Here is a 19,761-nt window from a genome sequence, read left to right as displayed (position 1 = left end):
AGCCTCTCTGGACTTCTTTTAAAAGGTGATTTATTTTTTTGATGCAGTATCTTATTTTTCAAATATATTTCCGGATATTTTTTCCCGGTCCGGAAGAATCAAGTTAAGAAGGATTCCGACGATGGCTGAAAGTGCCATTCCGGAAAGCGAAACCGTTTCCGATAGTTGTACGAACGCTCCTCCGATTCCTAACACCAGGATGACTGAAGCTATCATCAGGTTTCTTTTCTTGTCAAAATCGACCTTGTTATCAATCAGCATCCTTAATCCGCTTGATGCGATGATACCGAAGAGCAAGATGGAAATGCCGCCCATCACCGCGCTGGGTATCGAGCTGATTACTGCTGAAATCTTACCGTTAAAGCCAAAGATGATTGCAGTCAATGCTGCCCCGCCGATGATATACACACTGTACGCCTTTGTCATCGTCAGGACCCCAATATTTTCACCATATGATGTCAGCGGCGGACCACCGATGAAGGAACCAATCATGATTCCTGCTCCATCTCCTAAAATCGAGCGATGCAAACCGGGCTTTTCCAAAAAGTTTCTGCCGACTACTTTGCTCAGCACCATCTGGTGACCAATATGTTCTGATAAAGTTACGATGGCGACGGGTACCATGATGGCAATGACCTCCCATGAGAAGGTCGGTGTATAGGTTACATATGGCAACATGAAGTCAGGCATTTCCCACCATTGTGCTGACTTGATCGGTTCATAATCTATTATTCCTGCAACAGCCGAACAGGCGTAGCCCACTATGATTCCCATTAAAATCGGGATTAAGTTAATGAATCCTTTAAAGAACACGTTACAGATGATGGTTACCGCTAAAGTGATCAGCGCTATAACTATATATGTGACGCTGTATTTATCTTGAGGATCATACATTGCCATGTCCACGGCCGTTCCAGCAAGGCTCAATCCGATTACGATGATGACCGGGCCTACCACAACCGGAGGAAGTATATTCATTAACCAGCGCAATCCGACTTTTTGGATAATCAATGCTACTATCCCATATATGAACCCTGCTGCAAAACAGCCGATCATGGCCGCCTCCGGACCACCTAATGCCTTTGCAGCGATGATTGGCGTAATGAAAGCGAAAGATGACCCGAGATAAGCTGGTATCTGACCTTTGGTTATCAATAAGTATGAAAGTGTGCCCAACCCGCTTGAAACCAACGCTACCGCCGGGCTTAACCCTACCAAGAATGGCACCAGCACCGTTGCACCGAACATGGCGAACAAATGCTGGATGCTTAACGTAATCCACTGGCCAGCCTTTGGTACGTCCTCGACATCCAGTACGATATCCCTTTTTGTTTCTTCCATTTCCGTATCCCCCTCATGAAAATTCCATCAAAACTGCAAAAACCCTCTTTGCAGTATACAAAGAGGGTTTCTCAGAAGGCGAATGCCTATGCATAAGCATAGCTCTCCCGATTGACTCCCCTTTGCCAGCCTCTCTGGACTGTCTTTAAAAGGGTAATATGAAATTTTCATGTTGTTTAGTTTTCTAATATAGTAACTTGATCTACTTCATCTACTTCTGTTAACGTAACGGTAATTTTTTCAGATTGGGAAGTCGGAACGTTTTTGCCGACGAAATCCGCTCGAATCGGCAATTCCCTATGTCCCCTATCCACTAATACGGCAAGCTGAATTTGCGAAGGTCTTCCCAAATCCACCAGAGCATCCATTGCCGCTCTAACGGTTCTGCCTGTGAAAAGAACATCATCCACTAAAATCACTTTCTTGTCGGTGATATTGACCGGAATGTCTGAACCTTTTACGATGGGTTCCCCATCATTGGTCTTTTTCGAAAGGTCATCGCGATAAAGTGTAATATCCAGTTCACCCAGTTCTATTTCCTTGCCTTCTATTTGATTGATGCGCTTTGCAAGTCGGTCTGCGAGGAAAATCCCGCGTGTACGTATCCCGATTAAGACGCAATCTTCTATACCCTTATTTTTCTCAATAATTTCATGGGCAATTCTCGTCAAGGCTCTGCTAATGGCCTTCTCATCAAGTACTATGGCTTTCTCATTCAACACGTCGGCCACCCCGATTCCATTTTTCTGATAGGTCAATTTCAACAAAAAATCCTCATGCCAAGAAGGCATGAGGATTTTATCGCTATGGGCATAATTATCCCATTTTGCGTATCCGTTTCCTTCTCAGTCTCTCTGAACTGTGTTAAAGGTTCTTATTAAGTTGTTATTATAATATATCAGAAAAACGAATTTGTCAATCCTTACTTCTACGCAATTGATTAATTAGATTTTCAAACTCTTCCGGAATCGGAGCTTCGAATTCCATATACTCATTTGTACGAGGATGAATGAAACCTAGAAGACCGGCGTGCAATGCTTGTCCATCTAATTTCAGGGTCTTTTTCGGACCGTATTTCGGATCACCCGCTAGCGGGAAGCCAATGTATTTCATATGAACACGAATTTGATGTGTCCTTCCTGTTTCAAGCTGGCATTCCACTAAAGTGAAATCCTTGAAGCGTTCGATGACCCGGAAATGCGTGACAGCATTTTTGGCATTCGAATCTGTGACAGTCATGCTTTGGCGATCTTTTTTATCGCGGCCGATCGGTGCATCGATCGTTCCGAAGTCATGTGGGATCACACCATGAACTACAGCTTGATACTTACGGGTAACCGTTTTGTCAACAAGCTGCTGGACCAGCTTTTCGTGTGCCATATCATTTTTGGCAACCATCAATAGACCTGATGTATCTTTATCGATTCGATGGACGATTCCAGGCCGCATGACACCGTTGATTCCAGAAAGATCCTTGCAGTGAGCCATCAATCCATTTACAAGCGTGCCGGATACATGTCCAGGTGCCGGATGGACGACCATACCGCTCGGTTTATTAACCACAAGTACATCTGCATCTTCATAATAGATATCCAAATCCATTTCCTCTGCTACCGCATCCAATTCCTCAAGATCCGGAATCGTCACTTCGATTGTATCGCCAGGAACAGCTTTGTAATTCGTCTTTATCGCCGTGCCGTTTACCAAAACATGATCATCCTTAATCCATTGCTGGACCTGAGTACGTGACCATTCCTCATTCAAAGTGGAAAGAGCCTTATCAATCCTGACTCCTTTTAGTGTTTCATCGATGCTGTATAACCTTTTATCCATTATCTTTCTCCTTAGCGTTTTTTTCTTCTAAAAACATATGAATCACGAGCAGTCCGACACCAATTGAAAGCGCAGCATCAGCAACATTGAATACCGGGAAACTGTAGCTGAAAATATAGGTATGAACGAAATCCACCACTTCCTGACGAACAACACGATCGATGAAATTACCAATCGCACCGCCTAGCATGAGACCAAGTGCAGCTCCAAGCAAAACGCTTTCCTTCGCCATTTTCTGAATATAATAGACAAGTCCAATAATGACAGCGATGGTGATGATGTAGAAAAACCACATTTGACCTTGTAGAATTCCCCATGCTGCCCCACGATTTCGATGCGAGGTGATATATAGAAGGTTTTCAATAATTTCAATGCTTTCTCCGTACTCCATTTTTTTCACAATCATCCATTTTGTCAGCTGATCGAGAGCTATGACCAAAAGGGCAATCAAATAATAAAACACATTTTTTCCCCCAAACTAATCAAATCTTCACTTTTGAATTGTAGCATAAACTAGAAATAATGACTAATCCGAAAAACAGAATCTGCTGTCGGTACTTGAAGAATATAGTGGAGATTGGATAAAGGCAATTCCCTCTGGGGGTTTTACACAAAAAAGCCGGGCCCTTCATAAAGGGACCGGCTTTCCTTTTTTGAATTATTGATTCACGTAATGCTCTTTCACGACTGTAGCACAACGCGGGCAAAGTGTTGGATGTTCTTCCACTTGACCTACTTCCTTCGAAACATTCCAGCAACGTTCACACGTTTCACCTTCTGCTTTTGTAACAAGGATCGCTATATCCTCAAGTTTAACCGCTTCTGCTGGGGCACTTGCCACATCGCCAGCGATTTCGAATTCAGATACGATGAATAGCTGTTCAAAGCTTTCCTTGATGCCATCAAGCAGGTTCTTCGTTTCTTCATTAACATAGACCATCACTTTAGCGTTCAGTGATTTTCCAATGACCTTCTGGTTACGGGCTTCTTCTAATGCTTTCAGAACATTATCACGGACATCCATGAACGCCGTCCATTTTTCTTCAATGACTTCAGCATCATCAATTGAAATTTCTTCAGGCATCAATGTCAACTGTACACTTTCTTCCGTTACACCCGGAATGAACGCCCATACTTCATCAGCTGTATGAGAAAGGATCGGTGACACCAATTTCGTTAAGCTGACCAATGACTCGTAAAGGACCGTTTGAATGGCCAAACGCTCCTTACCATTTGGCGCTTCACAATAAAGAATGTCTTTTGCATAATCGAGGTAGAACGAACTTAAATCCTGTGTACAGAAATTATTGACCATATTATAAATTGTAGCAAACTCATAATTTTCATAACTTAGCTTCGACTGTTTGATCAGTTTATTCAATTTAACCAGCATGTATCGATCGACTTCAGGCAATTCTTGAACTGCCACTTTATCGGTTTTTGGATTGAATCCATCCAAGTTCCCTAACAAGAAGCGGAATGTATTACGGATTTTACGGTAAACTTCCGAAACTTGTTTTAAAATAGGATCGGAAACCCTGACATCCGATTGGTAATCCACCGAAGCTACCCAAAGGCGTAAGATATCTGCTCCAAGTTGGTTCATGACCTTGGATGGCAACACAACGTTCCCAATCGACTTACTCATTTTACGGCCTTCGCCATCCAATGCGAACCCGTGGCTAAGTACACCTTTATATGGCGCTTTGCCTGTAACCGCAACACTTGTTGAAAGTGATGAGTTAAACCAGCCGCGATATTGATCGGAACCTTCTAAATAAAGGTCAGCAGGACGCTGCAAGTCGTCTCTTTCTTCAAGTACCGCTTGATGGGAAGAACCGGAATCGAACCATACGTCCATGATATCCGTTTCTTTCGTGAAGATACCATTCGGGCTGCCTTCATGTGTATAGCCTTCAGGCAGAAGTTCTTTCGCTTCACGCTCAAACCAGATGTTTGAACCGTGTTCACGGAATAGGTTTGAAATATGGTCGATGGTTTCATCCGTAATGATCGGCTCGCCATTTTCTGCATAAAACACTGGAATTGGCACGCCCCAAGCGCGTTGGCGGGAAATACACCAATCCCCGCGGTCACGGACCATATTGAATAGGCGAGTTTCGCCCCAAGCCGGTACCCATTTGGTTTCTTCAATCGCTTCCAGAAGCTCACTGCGGAAGTCTTTGATTGACGCGAACCATTGTGCTGTTGCACGGAAGATCGTCGGCTTCTTCGTCCGCCAGTCATGTGGGTAAGAGTGCGTAATGAACGTCAAGTTCAATAACGCGCCTGCTTCAGTTAATTTTTCGGTAATTGGTTTATTCGCTTGATCATAAAATAATCCGGCAAACTCCCCTGCCTCTTCCGTCATGACTCCTTTTTCATCTACAGGACAAAGTACGTCCAAGCCATATTTTTGCCCAATGATAAAGTCATCTTCACCATGGCCAGGCGCCGTATGAACACAGCCCGTTCCAGCTTCAGTCGTTACGTGCTCACCTAACATCACTAAAGATTCGCGGTCATAAAGAGGATGTTTGGCAACAGCACGGTCCAACTCGCTACCTTTTACCGTTTTTTCGATAGACGGGTTTTCCCACCCTAATGTTTCCGTTACCGATTCAAGCAGTGCCTCAGCAAGTAAGAATTTTTCATTTTCGACAGCCACTACTACGTAATTTAATTGCGGATGCAATGATATACCAAGATTGGCAGGAATCGTCCATGGAGTTGTCGTCCAGATGATGATTTTGACGCCTTCATCGATTACGCCTTTGCCATCAGTGACTTCAAAAGCAACATAGATCGACGCAGAGCGTTTGTCTTGATATTCAATTTCAGCTTCGGCTAGCGCTGATTCACTTGATGGGGACCAGTAAACAGGTTTTTTCCCTTTATAAATGTAGCCTTTTTTCGCCATTTCACCGAATACCTTGATTTGCTGTGCTTCATATTCAGGCTTTAATGTGATATAAGGATTTTCCCAATCACCACGGACCCCTATTCTCTTAAACTGCTCACGTTGATTGTCAATCTGACCATAAGCATACTCTTCACAAAGCTTTCTGAATTCGGCAACGCTCATTTCTTTCCGTTTCACGCCTTTTTTCGTCAATGCCGTTTCGATTGGAAGCCCATGCGTATCCCAGCCAGGTACATACGGTGCTTGAAAACCGCTCATCGATTTAAATCGGACAATGAAATCCTTTAAAACCTTATTCATTGCATGGCCCATATGGATATCGCCGTTGGCATATGGAGGTCCATCATGCAAAATGAATAAAGGACGTCCTTCCGTTTGTTCTTGCACTTTTTTATAGATGTTCATTTCTTTCCATTTTTCTTGGATTTCCGGTTCACGTTTCGGTAAATTCCCCCGCATTGGAAATTCAGTTTTAGGCATCAATAAGGTATCTTTGTATTCCATCATAAAATCCTCCATCCGTCTTTTAAAAAAATTCATTCGATCCGATGACTTGATATCCGGCCAAAATAAAAAGCCCTCTCATCCCTAAAAAAGGGACGAGAAAGCTTTGCTTCCCGCGGTACCACCCTGGCTAGAAAGATCCACATAGTGAATCCAACCTCTCGAGCATTCGTAACGTGAATGAAACGCTTCATTTACTTACTGCACAAGCAGGTTCAACTCAGAACTCAAGGGTGATCTTCAATATCTTCGCTTATTCCGGGCTTTCACCATCCCCGGTTCGCTAAAAATAAGTGTGTGAAGAATTTACTTTCCCTGTCATCGTCTAATTTCATAATGAATAGTATTGTTAAAAAATTATATGCGAAAAAAGTGTTCAAAGTCAAGGAATCGTTTAAATTTCCTCTTCCACTCTCTCATTTAATTCTATTTCAGTCGCATCCACTTCATAATCCAGAAGATGATCCCAATCGTCATTGTCCAGCAAATCCAGCTGTGCACCGACAAGCATTTTGAAACGCGTCCGGAATACTTTCGATTGCTTTTTCAAATCCTCAATATCCATCGCTATTTTCCTTGCTTTCACAAGTGACTCATTGACGATCCTGTCAGCATTTTTCTCTGCTTCCTTTATGATCAGTTTCGCTTCTTTTTGGGCATTGCGCCTTAATTCTTCGGCTGCTTCCTGAGCGACAATAATCGACTTGTTAAGTGTACCCTCAATTGTCGTAAAATGTCCCAAACGATCAAAAGTCTCGTTCAGTTTATCTTCAAGTTCTTTCTTCTCCCTCAAAATCAGTTCATAATCTTTAATGACCTGGTCGAGAAATTCATTTACTTCATCTTCATCATACCCTCGAAATACTTTGTTAAATTCCTTGTTATGTATATCTATCGGGGTTAAGGGCATTACGGCACCTCCAGAACGGTTTCTACTCTAGTATGTTAAAACTCTATATTCGACAATAAATTTATAAATCCTGCTTTTTATTGAATTATTTTTGTCTGCCTAACGAGATTCTCCACTTATCCTTCTTGGTTTTCCCATCAATGGAAGCTATTTTACATCTACCAAAACCTCTGATGGAAAGTGTATCACCTTCACGGCATTCTTCCGAGACGTTTTCCGTTTGCTTGAAATTCACCTTTACTTTTCCTGACGTTATCAAGGCCTGCGTCTTTTGACGGGACATATTCAGGACGGACGATAGCACACTGTCAAGCCTAAGGGAACTGACGGTGGTTACATGCTCTTCCCATTTTTCCTTAACTTGGACGATATTCTCGATCGGAAGCCGTTTCATGGAAACGGAAGCATTACCTATTTTCTCCAGATTCCCAGTGAGATATGAATCCATCTCTTCGGCAGCTATAAATTGAATATGCTCCTCCGTCACTATTATATCACCAAATTTTTCACGCTTAACCCCCAGTGACATCAAGGTTCCAAGTATTTGCCTATGTTCAAGCGTTACAAATTTTTTTGGATAGGAGATATCGTATAAGGAGATATTGAAATCCGATGGTTCAGGAGAGTAATAATCAGGGTAAATGAGCACACGTTTTCGCTCTACGAAATCGCTCCCGCCATTGAATTGCAGTTTCACATCCGGATCATTCCCCATTAAGGAAGTAAGGATTTCCTGCTGACGCGGATCAAGAAAATCAGATAGTTTCGGAGCGTAGGAATTTTTAACCTGATCAATCCAATTCATGGCCTGGTCAATAAAATCTTTTTCCTCCGGCCTGAAATGCTGATAAATGCTCATGATTGAATAAATGCTCCTTAGTTATTAAATTAATGGTTTATCATAGGAATTGATTAAACTCATTCTGCGTTGCAACTACACAGCGGAGAATCTTCCGACTGTGTAGTAAGATGCATGTCAGGTTAATTGTTGATCATCCTATCAAAGTCTGTAAGTAATTAATTCCATAACCGCTGGCAAAATTAAGTACCAGCAAAGCAACAAGAGGTGAAAGATCGATCATGCCAAGTGGCGGAATGAACTTTCTGAACGGTTCTAAATACGGTTCGCAAATCTTTTCCAGAAATTGACCAATCGATGTCTCCCTTGCATTGGGGAACCATGACATCAATATGTAAACGATTAATGCCATTGAATAAAATTCAATTAAATAATATAAACCCTGAAGCACTAAACCCATTAACCATTACCACCTCGCTTCTTCGTACTCCTCTTCGGCGGCGAAGCCGGTAATATTACCGGAAACATCGACGTTGTCCGGGGTACATAAGAATATATCTGTTCCAATTTTTTGGATATCCCCGCTGATTGCATAGACAGTCCCACTTAGAAAATCAATGATTCGCTTTCCTTGGTCATGCTGGATTCGTTGAAGGTTCACGACTACAGCGCGCCTGTTTTTTAAATGGTCAGCTACCTCCTGGGCTTCTGCATAAGCACGAGGCTCCAATAATACTACTTTAGAAGATTTCTGTACGCTTTGCAAACTTACGATATTCTGATTTGTATTATTCCCTGCAGAAGCTGACTGCTGCTGTTTAGCTGACTTCACGACTTTTGGTTCAGCCTCCTCTTCTTCCATCACTTCATCCCTGTACTCATACTCATCATCCAGCGCGAAATAAGATTTAAATTTTGATACGAACGACATCTATAGCGTACCTCCTTAAAATTATTCGCCTACAAGTGCTGTACCAATCCTGATCATTGTAGCGCCTTCTTCAATGGCAATCATGAAATCATTGGACATACCCATGGACAATTCAGTGCAGGGGGCATGCTTCAACTCTAAATTTTGTATTTCAACCTGGATGCCCTTCAGTTTCCGGAAGCATTCCCGCAAAACCTGTTCATCATCGGTCAATGGAGCCATCGTCATCAATCCTGCAACATTCACCTTATCAAAATCGGATAACCCTTTTATGAAATCCATTGTCGCGTCAGGATCCAGACCATGTTTTGATTCCTCACCAGAAACATTCACCTGCACTAAACAGTTTATCGGCTCTTTTGCGCGTTTTTGAATTTCTTCTGCCAAAGAAATGCGGTCCAATGAATGGATATACGAAATTTTATCGATGACATTCTTTACTTTGCGTGTTTGCATGGAACCAATATAATGCCAGGTGGGCTTGTCCTTGAGCACTTCATATTTAGTCAAAAGCCCTTCGTCACGGTTTTCACCCAAATCGAGTATTCCCGCTTCCAATGCTTCATTCGCTCTCTCGACCGAAACATATTTCGTCACTGCGATCAACTTTATCGCTTCACGGGCCCTTCCACTATTTTCACATGCTCTATTTATTTTTTCTTCGATGTTTTTTAAATTGTCCACTACTTTCACTATTACTCTAAATCCTCCTTCCAACCGATAAAGCTCATCAATCTGCCTGTCTTCCCGTTATCACGGCGATGTGAAAAAAACAATTCATGATCACAGCTTGTACAGTATGATGTAACGTCGATCTGACTTTGTGGAATTCCTGATTTTTGAAGAATCAATGCATTAAGTTGCTTAAGGTCCAACTGATATTGTCCTTCACTGATTAAATTATAGGGCTTTTCGTCAATATCTACCAGCAAATTCTGCACTAAATCCATGACATAATCATCAACTACATAGCACTTCGAACAAATTGACGGTCCAACAACGGCAAATATCTCATTTGCTTTTATACCCTCACTCAGCCAAGCCTCAACCATTTTTCGTGCAATTCCATTAACGGTACCCTTCCAGCCAGCATGTGCCACCCCAATCATACCATGTGCCGGAGCAAGAAAGTATAAGGGCACGCAGTCTGCATAGCAAAGGGTCAATAGAGCGTTTTTGTCCTTCGTATAGAATCCGTCAGTCGCTTTAAAGGCCGAATCATAATCTGCAGCACCTCTCCCGCCATCATGGCTGGTAACTTGACGGATTTTCGTTTCATGTGTCTGCTCGGCGCCTATCCATTCATTAAGCGGAAACATCAGCTTATCGGCTATAACCCTGCGGTTTCCCTGGACATCTTCAAGTTCATCACCGACATGAAAACCGGTATTCAATGTTTGAAAATCACCTGTACTGACTCCCCCATTTTTTGTGGTGAAGCCCGCTACGAGCTGGAGATTTTTTTGTCTCCAGCTGTCAATGAGCATGTATTGATCTTTTATTAAAACAAATGGCTCTTTCATGCTATAAACCTCTTTATTTTTAGTCTAGTGTATCATATATTTGCGCCATGCACCTTAAAACCGTTCATCTTTCAGTTCTGCTTGAAATACCGTCTGATGTTCAACAAGTATGACATCTGCACCGATTTTTTTTATTTTGCGCCACGGAATCACAATATCCTGCTCCTTGCCAAAAAAACCCATTAATCTGGTTCCATTCGAAACGACAATGGCCTCTATTTTCCCCGTGGCCGTATTGATTTCAAGATCTGACATATTACCTAATTTCTTGCCATCCGCTATATTGACGATATCCTTAATTTGAAATTCGGAAATCCTGGTCACATCACTCAGCTCCTCAAAATTTCATCATAGATGAAGGTCCTATTCCTATGTATATGACATGATGCGCTCAAGGATGAAGAATACGATAAATAAACGTCCATTCGATTCACGGAAGGGCTTTTCTACAAAATAAAAAAGCCGCTATGGATAAGTAGCTGCTAAGCGGGTATCGACATTTTTGCCCTACCCGCTTCAGCTAACTACTTCTCATGCTCAGCTTCTACTGTTGGATATTTTTATTCATTTGCTTGATTGCCGCTTTTTCCAATCGGGAGACCTGTGCTTGTGAAATGCCGATTTCCTCGGCTACCTCCATTTGCGTCTTCCCTTGGAAAAACCGTTTACGAAGGATCATTTTTTCCCGGTCATTCAACCGTCTCATACCTTCATTTATAGCTATCTCATCAATCCAGGTACTATCTTTATTTTTTTCATCACTCAGTTGGTCGAGTACATAAATCGGATCCCCGCCATCATTATAAATCGGTTCAAAAAGTGAAACTGGATCTTGTATAGCATCTAGTGCAAAAACAATTTCTTCATGAGGTACTTCCAACACCTTGGCGATTTCTTCAGCTGTCGGCTCACGAAGGGTCTGGCTTATGAGCTTCTCTTTTACCTGCAAAGCTTTGTAAGCGATGTCTCTTAAAGAACGGGATACCCGAATTGGATTATTGTCACGAAGATATCTTCTTATTTCTCCAATAATCATCGGTACAGCATACGTTGAAAACTTAACATTTTGACCTAGGTCAAAGTTATCTATCGACTTCATCAACCCTATACAGCCTACCTGAAATAGATCATCTACATACTCTCCCCGATTGTTGAAGCGTTGAATGACGCTTAGAACGAGTCGAAGATTCCCGTTTACCAGTTTTTCTCTTGCTGAAATATCGCCATCTTGCAGTTCTTTAAAGAGTTTTCTCATTTCTTCATTCTTTAAAACCGGTAATTTTGATGTATCCACACCGCAGATTTCAACCTTATTACGAGACAAAATTATTCCCTCCTCACAGGAGCGCTGTACAAAAAACAGTATCTCCGCGGGAGGAAAAAATATGCACATGGCTAGAACAGAAATCCGCCATTATTTTTCAATATAGCTACCAAAGTATTGATTTGATTGACATTTAAGCAAAATTATTTTTTTACACCATTTTATTAAATTCTTTACGAAGCCTCTTAATAATCCTTTTTTCCAAACGAGAAATGTAAGATTGGGAAATCCCCAGCATGTCGGCAACATCCTTTTGGGTTTTTTCTTCTCCGCCTGCAAGTCCAAAACGGAGTTCCATTATCTGTTTTTCACGTTCAGATAACTGTGTAAGTGCTTTTGTCAGCAGCTTACGGTCAACGTTTGCTTCAAGATCTTTCGTGATAATGTCATCGTCCGTTCCAAGTACATCGGATAACAGAAGTTCGTTTCCATCCCAATCAATATTCAGAGGTTCATCAAAAGAAACTTCAGAACGGATTTTGTTATTTCTGCGTAAATACATTAATATTTCATTCTCGATGCATCTTGAAGCATATGTAGCCAGTTTTATTTTCTTCTCAGGATTGAATGTATTCACAGCTTTGATTAAACCTATGGTACCAATGCTGATTAAATCTTCAATATTGATGCCGGTATTTTCAAATTTCCTGGCAATATAAACCACCAGCCTTAAATTACGTTCAATCAAGATCGAGCGTGCAGCTTCATCGCCATTGGGTAATTTATTGATCAGTATAGCTTCTTCTTCCTTTGAAAGGGGAGGCGGCAGTGCCTCACTCCCTCCTATATAAAATATTTCGTCCGTTTTCAATCCGAGCTTGAACAATAGTTTGTACCAAAAATAAGTGAGCCGAAGAATGAATTTCTTCAAAATAATTCTCCCTTCTAATAAACGGATTATGGGTCAAATTTAAGAGTGAATCGATGGTTCAGGAGGCATTTTGCACCGGTATCCCGGTTAACATTTTCGGGTGAACGATAGATTGATAGCTATTGTCGGGAGAGAGTTGCTGAAAGGTAAACGAAACGAGACCCTGCTTGACGTGAAATTCTTTTTCTCCTTGAACGATTTTGATGTAATCCGGTTTGATTGCGGTTAACAGCTGATGTTCATGACCCACAACTTTATAAGGGATTACACGCATTCTTCCTGTCCATGAATATTCGGGCTGCTCTTCCTGACTAATCAGGTTATCAGGGTTTTTAAAAAGCTCCAGCATATCGTCCGGAATTCCTGTTTCCCCGCCAGAAAGTGCGATGATCATTACTGGGGAACGTGTAATGGGGTCATATAGTTGATTGCCGCTATCCACCAATCCATGAAATTTCCCTTCGAAGTCAGAAATTTTAACCGAGACCGAAACCATTTGTTCATGTGTAAGTTTTGTCATCTCCATTCCTTCAAGTGTTCGCTTGGAAAATTGCCATGCGAGCGGGAACCCGATCATTATGAATATCCAGCTGACAGGGTCCCCAAAACGGTTGATTCCTGCATATTGACCAGGGTCCTTGGACACGATTTGGAATTCAAATAGGTAATGTAGTCCTAGAAGGATACCTCCCGATAAAAACGTCACGAAATATAAAGTGGCCACCGATTTCATGAAAAGTTTTAACCTATTGAACCCAAAGGTTGCCAGCACCATGACCAGGGATACTAAAATCTTCATGTACACTCGGTCGGCAATTGCATAAAAAGGAGTGAATGCCAATACGATAATGAAGGAACCAATCAGCCCGCCGATGCATACCCGCCAAAGAGCTACCCTTCGTTTGAGAATGATTGCGGTCCAATATAAAAGGAGGCAGTCAAATAACCAATTCAACAACCAGATCACATCTAAATATAAAGTCAAACACCCTCCCCTCCTTTTATGAACTAACCTTCCACTAGCAAAAAGTATAGCGTACCTGCCCTTAGAAAGTGTGTCACTTTTTGTACTGAAAACTTAAGAGTTTTTCAGTCATTTTTACCCTTTTTGTAGAAAAACAGCTATTGATATTTTCATTACTGTCATAGAGACTATCCTGCTCCCTTTTACTTCTGTCGATTTATGTTATAAAAGTTTAATAATTTATTGCTCTCATCTTTTTGGATTCCTTCTGCCAAGGCGATCCGTCAGATACCGCTGAGGGACATGCAGGCAAGAACAAAGATACTATTATGCAGATTTCGTTCTGCACATTGGTCAGAGTGATAAAGCTGAAGAATGCCCCATTATGATTGGACACTACTGCTTTTAAGGAATTCATTTATTAACGTCAAAAAACCGTCCCCAAATGGGGACGGCATGTGACGTCGATATTAACGGCGTCTATTGCGGTTACGGAGGAATGTTGGAATATCCAAGGCCTCGTCACCTTGATTGGCATTACGTGCAGGCTGTTCATTGACTTCTTCCCTCTTCACTTCCCGCTTCACGTTTTGCTGTGGCGTTTGTTGTGTCTGAGGTCTTGATTGCTGCTGTTGTCCGAGTGTTGGACGTCCAGTAGGCCGTATTGAAGCTTCAACCTCGTTAAAGCCTGTTGCAATTACCGTAACGACGATTTCATCTTTTAAGTTTTCATTGATAACCGAACCAAAGATCATGTTTACGTCTTGATCGGATGCAGTAGCCACGATATCGGCCGCTTCCTGGACTTCAAAAAGACTTAGGTTCGTACCACCTGTAATATTCATCAGTACACCTTGGGCACCATCAATCGATGTTTCAAGCAGCGGACTGGAAATGGCTTTTTTCGCCGCTTCCGCCGCACGGTTTTCCCCTGAGGAAATCCCGATTCCCATAAGTGCGGAACCTTTGTTTGACATGATGGTCTTCACATCGGCAAAGTCCAAGTTAATTAGACCTGGAACAGCAATTAGATCTGAAATCCCTTGTACACCTTGACGAAGCACATTATCCGCTTCACGGAATGCTTCAAGCATTGGCGTGCTTTTATCGACGATTTCAAGGAGGCGGTCGTTCGGAATGACGATCAGTGTGTCAACCGATTCCTTCATGGATGAAATGCCGCCTTGTGCCTGTGTTGCACGTTTTCGGCCTTCGAAGGTAAATGGACGCGTAACTACACCCACTGTAAGTGCTCCTAGATCTTTAGCAATGCCAGCTATGACAGGAGCAGCCCCCGTTCCCGTACCGCCGCCCATTCCAGCCGTTACGAATACCATATCGGCACCTTTAAGCGCTTCTTCGATCTGCTCTTTGCTTTCTTCTGCAGCTTTTTTTCCTACCTCAGGATTGGCACCTGCACCCAAACCGCGTGTAAGCTTTCCACCGATTTGCATTTTGATTTCTGCTTTTGATAGATTAAGAGCCTGTGCATCCGTATTGACAGAAATAAACTCAACACCCTGTACACCATGCTCGATCATTCTGTTTACCGCATTGTTTCCGCCGCCGCCAACACCTATTACTTTTATCGTTGCTAATTGTTCTAGATTAGAATCAAACTCCAACATGACAATCCTCCTATTTTGACGAAATTCCCGATTCTTAATGATTGTTATTCAAAAAAGTAACCTAGGATTTTTTTGAATTTAGATTCACCTTTTTCACCTTGTTTTTTAGCCGTGTTCTCTTTGTTTTTCTGAGAAACCTTCTGGCTGCGCTGGTCGTTATCTTCTTGTGCTTGTCCAGCTGCTACAGGAGTTTTATTAGCGGTGTTTTTTTGCATTCTCTCTTTCTTGCATGCGTGTTTAATCAAACCAACAGCTGTCGTGTATTGAGGTTCCCTGACACCGATGTAATTCGGTTCAGCTGTCCTTACCCGGTTTTGGAACACATATTGAGCAAGCTCCAGGACTCCCGGCATCTTGACGACGCCCCCGGTCAACACGAAACCACCCGGTATATCCTGGAAGCCAAGTCTCCTCAAATCATCTTGAATCAACTCGAATATTTCGGTCACCCGCGCTTCAATGATATCCGAAAGCATTAACTGGTTGCAGGTTTGCTGCTGATCGCTGCCGATGATCGGTATTTGGAATACTTCATCTTCAGACGCGTCATCATAAAAGGCATGTCCATGCTTCACTTTTATTTTCTCAGCTTCTTCCATCGTTGTCCTTAGAACGATGGAAAGATCCTTCGTAAGTGTTTCCCCGCCTATAGGTATCACAGACGTATATTGTAAATAGCCTTGTTCGAAAATTGCCAGAGTCGTGGAACCTCCGCCAATATCGACAAGTGCCACACCAAGTTCTTTTTCATCCTTGGATAATACAAGGGAACCTGCGGCTAAGGGCTGAAGGGCGATATCGGTTATTTCTAACCCTGCCCTTTCCACACAGCGCAGCGTATTATGTAAAATTGTCCGAAGACCTGTGATTAATATCCCTCTCATTTCCAACCGGACACCTATCATGCCCCTTGGATCACTGATTTCATCAAGTTCATCAACTTTGTAATGGATCGGCACCACGTCGATGATTTCCCTGTCGGATGGTATCGTTATTAACTCCGCGGCTTCCCTGACACGGAAAACGTCATGCTCGGTAATCTCTTTATTGTCACTGGATACCGCTACTACCCCATGACACGGCTGAAGCGTCACATGATTTCCGCTTATGCCGACGATTACCTTTTTTATCTCCATCCCTATCATCCGTTCTGCTTGCTCTATAGCCTTTTGAATGGATTGGACGGTTTCATCTATGCCGACGATCGAACCCTTTTTGAGCCCCTCTGATTTAACATTTCCCACGCCGATTATATTTAATGTGTCATTGACCATTTCCCCAATGATAACTTTTACACTGGATGTACCGATGTCAAGACTTACGTATATTTCGTTGCTGTTCATTCCATGGCACCTCCTTCAGTTTTATACATGTATTAGTAGAATAACATTTTTATATCGAAGACTTATACATTATAGGATAACAGAACTGATTACAACAACTCGCAATTTTTTTCATAATAAGCGGTTCAATTTGTATTTCCCGAACAAAACTCGTAGATTTCTCTCTTTATGATGCTTATTGTTCGCTTCTTTAACGAGTCTGATATCATTAATAAACTAGATACTGCCATAAACTATTCGTCATTTATGACTTAATTCCCTTTAAAATTATCGATTTTTTTTCTGCTTTTTCCGGGAAATGGACCATTTTTCAATTAGGATCCTTCTAATCAGGGCAATATTTTGAAACAGCCTTACGCCGAACACAAAGATTGCGGCTAAATATAAGTCTACACCAAGATGTACACCTAGAAAAGCCAAACCTGCGGCTAAAACAATATTAAAGAAGAATCCTGTTACAAATACTACTTCATCATAAAGGTTTTGCAGATGAGCCCGTATGCCCCCAAATAAGGTATCAAAAGCAGCAAGCACGGCAATGGAGAGATAATTTGAATATTCATGGGGAATATCAAAGTCCACCAAAAAACCAAGCGTGATTCCAATCAATAGTCCGAAAACCGGAAGCCACATTACGATCCCCCCCCATCCATAATGGGTTCCATGTGTTTTACATCAATAGCATTTTGGTAGGCCGGCAATGTCAACTCACCGGAAGGCACCTTAATCTGCACTTCAAAATTATCTATAAAGAAATCATCCATAAGTTCGGAACCTTCTATGCGCTGCTTCAGTTTCTTTGGATTAACGGTTATTGCCTGCAGTTCGACCGGGTAATGAACAAGAGGATATCCGTCCATTTTCGGCTGCCCATTAATATCACGAATAACCGATGTTGATATATACCTTTGTCCTGAAATGGAAATTTCGTCAGCGCCATACCTATACATTTCATTAATGAGCCGAATGATCAAAACAGGTGAAATATATTCGACCTTCTCACCAAGAAGGATATCCGCTTTGATAGGCTGTATGGAAACGATGACCCCATTACCTTTTATTTCGGTCAAACCTGCGTCAGTCTTTAATTCGGTCAGGGTGTCACGCAATACTTCTTCTTTACTCTCATTTTTCTTTGTTTCATAGGATGCTATTTTTCCCTCAAGCTTACTGATACCCTCTATTAACTCCGCCTGGGTCTGCTGTTCTTTCAATAAATCATTTTTCAGCTCCCACATATCCCTTGTATCGGATACGACAGGCTGATTCACCAAATTGAATTGAATTGCGAGCATGAAGCCAGCAATCAACGTAACCAAACTAAAAGAAAGCTTTTTATTCATTTCCAGTTTCTCACCAATCTTTCATCGACTCCGGCGGTCTGATCACCCTCCAATAATTGGATCAAAAATGATATTCTTTTGCTTTTCCACTGTAAAGATAATATTCTCATTAACCAGCTGTTCCTTGATGCCACCGGGCAGGTCTAGTGAAGCAGCCAGGACATCCGGGTCCCCAATCGCAGAAATGATGAAGGGAGCAGGATGCTGATGGCCATCGATTGTAATCACAGGCCCATTACAGATTATGTATGAATCATGATTTAACCTTTGACCGTTAATCGCAACAGCCTCTGCACCTGATATGTATAGTTCATTGACGACCTTGAAGACATGCTGTTCATGAACGAGGTAGTTATTAACATTGGCTTCCGACTCCATATCTGTACCATCTTCAAGCGTCACCTGAAGGCCTGAGCCTTTCACCTTCACTTTTCCGAGAAACATCCGGTATTTTTCCGTATCTCTTGCCAAATTGAAAAAAAGCTGTTTTTCCTGCGCTAGGTCCTTTTCTATTTGGGACACATTTTCCTGCTTCTGAAGGAGTTCCTTCTGAAGTTCCCGGTTCTGTTTCTCTTGTTCGATCAGCTGCTGCCTGAGTTCATATTCCTGATCCCAGGCTTTGTCCTTCCCTGCACCTTCACCTTCTTTGGTCAGATTGTAAGAGAAGGCAATCATGAATCCGAGAACCACGCAAACCAGGGGTAAAACCACCCGTTTGCCATTAATTTTCCTCATTGGTTTCTTCCTTTTGTTCATCGTCTTCATATGCTTTAAAATAAGAACCCACTTCCAGATCGATGACTCCCTTTACCTCTGGATCCAGCTGGCTGACTATCGATGGGTAGTGAATCATTTTCTCGTATAAAGTACGGCTCGTCGCACTTACTTCAAACCCATCGTTCATAAACATGACGATATGGTAGTCATCGGTTTTGGTTGGAGCGTAATGAATTTCCGAAATGGCATTCTGGATCTCGACAGGAAGCTTGTCCAGCTCTTCTAAAAGCAACTTTAATGCTTTACCCTCTTTGAAACCAATTAAAACAGGGGCAAATACTGGAATTTCGCCTGTTGCTAACTCCTCTAAAACGGACCCGTTTTCCAAAATGGGTGCAAACTTCCCATTATTGGAAAGATATGCCATCCTATTGTGTTCCGAAACCGTAATTTTAATGGAATTAGGAAATACCGGAGTCACCTTAACGCTTTTTATTTCTTGATTTTTTTTGACATTGGCTGCTGCTGCCCCTGTATCAACCTTCCAGATGCTTCGATCCTTCTTCACTTTACTCAATTTAATGATCTGTTTGGAAGTAATATAACGATTCCCCTCTACCTGCACGGATTTCACATAGCTCAACGGGGATAAGAAATATAGCACACAAGCAACCAGAATGAAGAAAAGGGAAAGCAAAAGAACAAGCCGCCTGTTTGCTTTGCTTTTTCTTAATTGTTTTAATTTCGGGATGCGGTCCTCAATGGAAACGATTTTCCCCTTTTCCATCCCCTTCACCTCTTCCTGTA

Annotated in this window: 21 protein-coding genes; all 21 read right to left on the bottom strand. The window is 42.1% G+C overall.

From position 1 onward, the window contains the following. Positions 1-51 precede the first annotated feature (51 nt). Positions 52-1,341, bottom strand: coding sequence for a solute carrier family 23 protein (locus ABOA58_RS08535; RefSeq protein ID WP_350301961.1), 1,290 nt, complete (start codon positions 1,339-1,341; stop codon positions 52-54). Between the two features lie 176 nt (positions 1,342-1,517). Then, positions 1,518-2,060 (bottom strand): bifunctional pyr operon transcriptional regulator/uracil phosphoribosyltransferase PyrR, encoded by a 543-nt coding sequence (gene pyrR, locus ABOA58_RS08530; protein WP_241591299.1) that lies wholly within the window; start codon positions 2,058-2,060, stop codon positions 1,518-1,520. 196 nt (positions 2,061-2,256) lie between these two features. Continuing rightward, positions 2,257-3,174 (bottom strand): RluA family pseudouridine synthase, encoded by a 918-nt coding sequence (locus ABOA58_RS08525; RefSeq protein WP_214750815.1) that lies wholly within the window; start codon positions 3,172-3,174, stop codon positions 2,257-2,259. Continuing rightward, complete coding sequence (lspA, locus tag ABOA58_RS08520) at positions 3,167-3,637, bottom strand: signal peptidase II (RefSeq protein WP_350301960.1); 471 nt, start codon at positions 3,635-3,637, stop codon at positions 3,167-3,169. The genes ABOA58_RS08525 and lspA overlap by 8 nt, the downstream gene beginning before the upstream one ends. A gap of 195 nt (positions 3,638-3,832) precedes the next feature. Continuing rightward, positions 3,833-6,601 (bottom strand): isoleucine--tRNA ligase, encoded by a 2,769-nt coding sequence (ileS, locus tag ABOA58_RS08515; RefSeq protein ID WP_350302824.1) that lies wholly within the window; start codon positions 6,599-6,601, stop codon positions 3,833-3,835. A 394-nt stretch (positions 6,602-6,995) separates the two neighbouring features. Beyond that, positions 6,996-7,511, bottom strand: a complete 516-nt coding sequence (locus ABOA58_RS08510; protein ID WP_034313857.1) for a DivIVA domain-containing protein — start codon at positions 7,509-7,511, stop codon at positions 6,996-6,998. 85 nt (positions 7,512-7,596) lie between these two features. Further along, positions 7,597-8,370: an RNA-binding protein gene (locus ABOA58_RS08505; RefSeq protein WP_350301959.1), complete on the bottom strand. Its 774-nt coding sequence runs from the start codon at positions 8,368-8,370 to the stop codon at positions 7,597-7,599. Between the two features lie 133 nt (positions 8,371-8,503). Next, positions 8,504-8,770 (bottom strand): YggT family protein, encoded by a 267-nt coding sequence (locus ABOA58_RS08500; RefSeq protein ID WP_350301958.1) that lies wholly within the window; start codon positions 8,768-8,770, stop codon positions 8,504-8,506. A 6-nt stretch (positions 8,771-8,776) separates the two neighbouring features. Then, positions 8,777-9,241 (bottom strand): cell division protein SepF, encoded by a 465-nt coding sequence (locus tag ABOA58_RS08495; protein WP_137018787.1) that lies wholly within the window; start codon positions 9,239-9,241, stop codon positions 8,777-8,779. A gap of 21 nt (positions 9,242-9,262) precedes the next feature. Continuing rightward, the gene (locus tag ABOA58_RS08490) at positions 9,263-9,934 is read right to left on the bottom strand and encodes a YggS family pyridoxal phosphate-dependent enzyme (RefSeq protein WP_350301957.1); all 672 of its coding nucleotides are present in this window, start codon (positions 9,932-9,934) and stop codon (positions 9,263-9,265) included. A 2-nt stretch (positions 9,935-9,936) separates the two neighbouring features. Beyond that, entirely contained in the window at positions 9,937-10,764 is an 828-nt protein-coding gene (gene pgeF / locus ABOA58_RS08485) for a peptidoglycan editing factor PgeF (RefSeq protein ID WP_350301956.1), read from the bottom strand. Between the two features lie 54 nt (positions 10,765-10,818). Continuing rightward, positions 10,819-11,088, bottom strand: a complete 270-nt coding sequence (locus ABOA58_RS08480; protein ID WP_137018790.1) for a YlmC/YmxH family sporulation protein — start codon at positions 11,086-11,088, stop codon at positions 10,819-10,821. A gap of 220 nt (positions 11,089-11,308) precedes the next feature. Further along, positions 11,309-12,088 carry an RNA polymerase sporulation sigma factor SigG gene (sigG, locus tag ABOA58_RS08475; protein ID WP_034313871.1) on the bottom strand — a complete coding sequence of 260 codons (780 nt, stop codon included), beginning with the start codon at positions 12,086-12,088 and terminating at the stop codon, positions 11,309-11,311. 151 nt (positions 12,089-12,239) lie between these two features. After that, positions 12,240-12,959: an RNA polymerase sporulation sigma factor SigE gene (gene sigE / locus ABOA58_RS08470; RefSeq protein ID WP_034313874.1), complete on the bottom strand. Its 720-nt coding sequence runs from the start codon at positions 12,957-12,959 to the stop codon at positions 12,240-12,242. A gap of 58 nt (positions 12,960-13,017) precedes the next feature. Beyond that, positions 13,018-13,944 carry a sigma-E processing peptidase SpoIIGA gene (spoIIGA, locus tag ABOA58_RS08465; RefSeq protein WP_350301955.1) on the bottom strand — a complete coding sequence of 309 codons (927 nt, stop codon included), beginning with the start codon at positions 13,942-13,944 and terminating at the stop codon, positions 13,018-13,020. A gap of 449 nt (positions 13,945-14,393) precedes the next feature. Beyond that, positions 14,394-15,551 carry a cell division protein FtsZ gene (gene ftsZ / locus ABOA58_RS08460; RefSeq protein WP_101224586.1) on the bottom strand — a complete coding sequence of 386 codons (1,158 nt, stop codon included), beginning with the start codon at positions 15,549-15,551 and terminating at the stop codon, positions 14,394-14,396. Between the two features lie 44 nt (positions 15,552-15,595). Then, entirely contained in the window at positions 15,596-16,894 is a 1,299-nt protein-coding gene (gene ftsA, locus ABOA58_RS08455) for a cell division protein FtsA (RefSeq protein WP_137018792.1), read from the bottom strand. A gap of 267 nt (positions 16,895-17,161) precedes the next feature. Further along, positions 17,162-17,527, bottom strand: a complete 366-nt coding sequence (locus ABOA58_RS08450; protein WP_137018793.1) for a small basic family protein — start codon at positions 17,525-17,527, stop codon at positions 17,162-17,164. Further along, positions 17,527-18,237, bottom strand: coding sequence for a DUF881 domain-containing protein (locus ABOA58_RS08445; RefSeq protein ID WP_350301954.1), 711 nt, complete (start codon positions 18,235-18,237; stop codon positions 17,527-17,529). Before ABOA58_RS08445 ends, ABOA58_RS08450 begins: the two co-directional genes overlap by 1 nt. Before the next feature lie 42 nt (positions 18,238-18,279). After that, positions 18,280-18,972, bottom strand: a complete 693-nt coding sequence (locus tag ABOA58_RS08440; protein WP_350301953.1) for a DUF881 domain-containing protein — start codon at positions 18,970-18,972, stop codon at positions 18,280-18,282. Beyond that, on the bottom strand, positions 18,959-19,741 hold the full coding sequence (locus ABOA58_RS08435; RefSeq protein WP_350301952.1) for a cell division protein FtsQ/DivIB: 783 nt from the start codon (positions 19,739-19,741) through the stop codon (positions 18,959-18,961). Before ABOA58_RS08435 ends, ABOA58_RS08440 begins: the two co-directional genes overlap by 14 nt. Positions 19,742-19,761 lie beyond the last annotated feature (20 nt).

Source organism: Peribacillus frigoritolerans (assembly GCF_040250305.1).
Classification (GTDB): Bacteria; Bacillota; Bacilli; order Bacillales; family DSM-1321; genus Peribacillus.
This window is presented reverse-complemented; position numbering and strand designations above follow the sequence as displayed.

Excerpts from the sequence above, each read along its gene's own strand:
- pgeF (WP_350301956.1), bottom strand. The coding sequence starts at position 10,764 with ATGAAAGAGCCATTTGTTTTAATAAAAGATCAATACATGCTCATTGAC.
- ABOA58_RS08525 (WP_214750815.1), bottom strand. The coding sequence starts at position 3,174 with ATGGATAAAAGGTTATACAGCATCGATGAAACACTAAAAGGAGTCAGG.
- ABOA58_RS08495 (WP_137018787.1), bottom strand. The coding sequence starts at position 9,241 with ATGTCGTTCGTATCAAAATTTAAATCTTATTTCGCGCTGGATGATGAG.
- ftsA (WP_137018792.1), bottom strand. The coding sequence starts at position 16,894 with ATGAACAGCAACGAAATATACGTAAGTCTTGACATCGGTACATCCAGT.
- ABOA58_RS08500 (WP_350301958.1), bottom strand. The coding sequence starts at position 8,770 with ATGGGTTTAGTGCTTCAGGGTTTATATTATTTAATTGAATTTTATTCA.
- ABOA58_RS08450 (WP_137018793.1), bottom strand. The coding sequence starts at position 17,527 with ATGTGGCTTCCGGTTTTCGGACTATTGATTGGAATCACGCTTGGTTTT.
- ABOA58_RS08445 (WP_350301954.1), bottom strand. The coding sequence starts at position 18,237 with ATGAATAAAAAGCTTTCTTTTAGTTTGGTTACGTTGATTGCTGGCTTC.
- ABOA58_RS08435 (WP_350301952.1), bottom strand. The coding sequence starts at position 19,741 with ATGGAAAAGGGGAAAATCGTTTCCATTGAGGACCGCATCCCGAAATTA.
- ileS (WP_350302824.1), bottom strand. The coding sequence starts at position 6,601 with ATGGAATACAAAGATACCTTATTGATGCCTAAAACTGAATTTCCAATG.
- ABOA58_RS08505 (WP_350301959.1), bottom strand. The coding sequence starts at position 8,370 with ATGAGCATTTATCAGCATTTCAGGCCGGAGGAAAAAGATTTTATTGAC.
- ftsZ (WP_101224586.1), bottom strand. The coding sequence starts at position 15,551 with ATGTTGGAGTTTGATTCTAATCTAGAACAATTAGCAACGATAAAAGTA.
- ABOA58_RS08510 (WP_034313857.1), bottom strand. The coding sequence starts at position 7,511 with ATGCCCTTAACCCCGATAGATATACATAACAAGGAATTTAACAAAGTA.
- ABOA58_RS08535 (WP_350301961.1), bottom strand. The coding sequence starts at position 1,341 with ATGGAAGAAACAAAAAGGGATATCGTACTGGATGTCGAGGACGTACCA.
- ABOA58_RS08440 (WP_350301953.1), bottom strand. The coding sequence starts at position 18,972 with ATGAGGAAAATTAATGGCAAACGGGTGGTTTTACCCCTGGTTTGCGTG.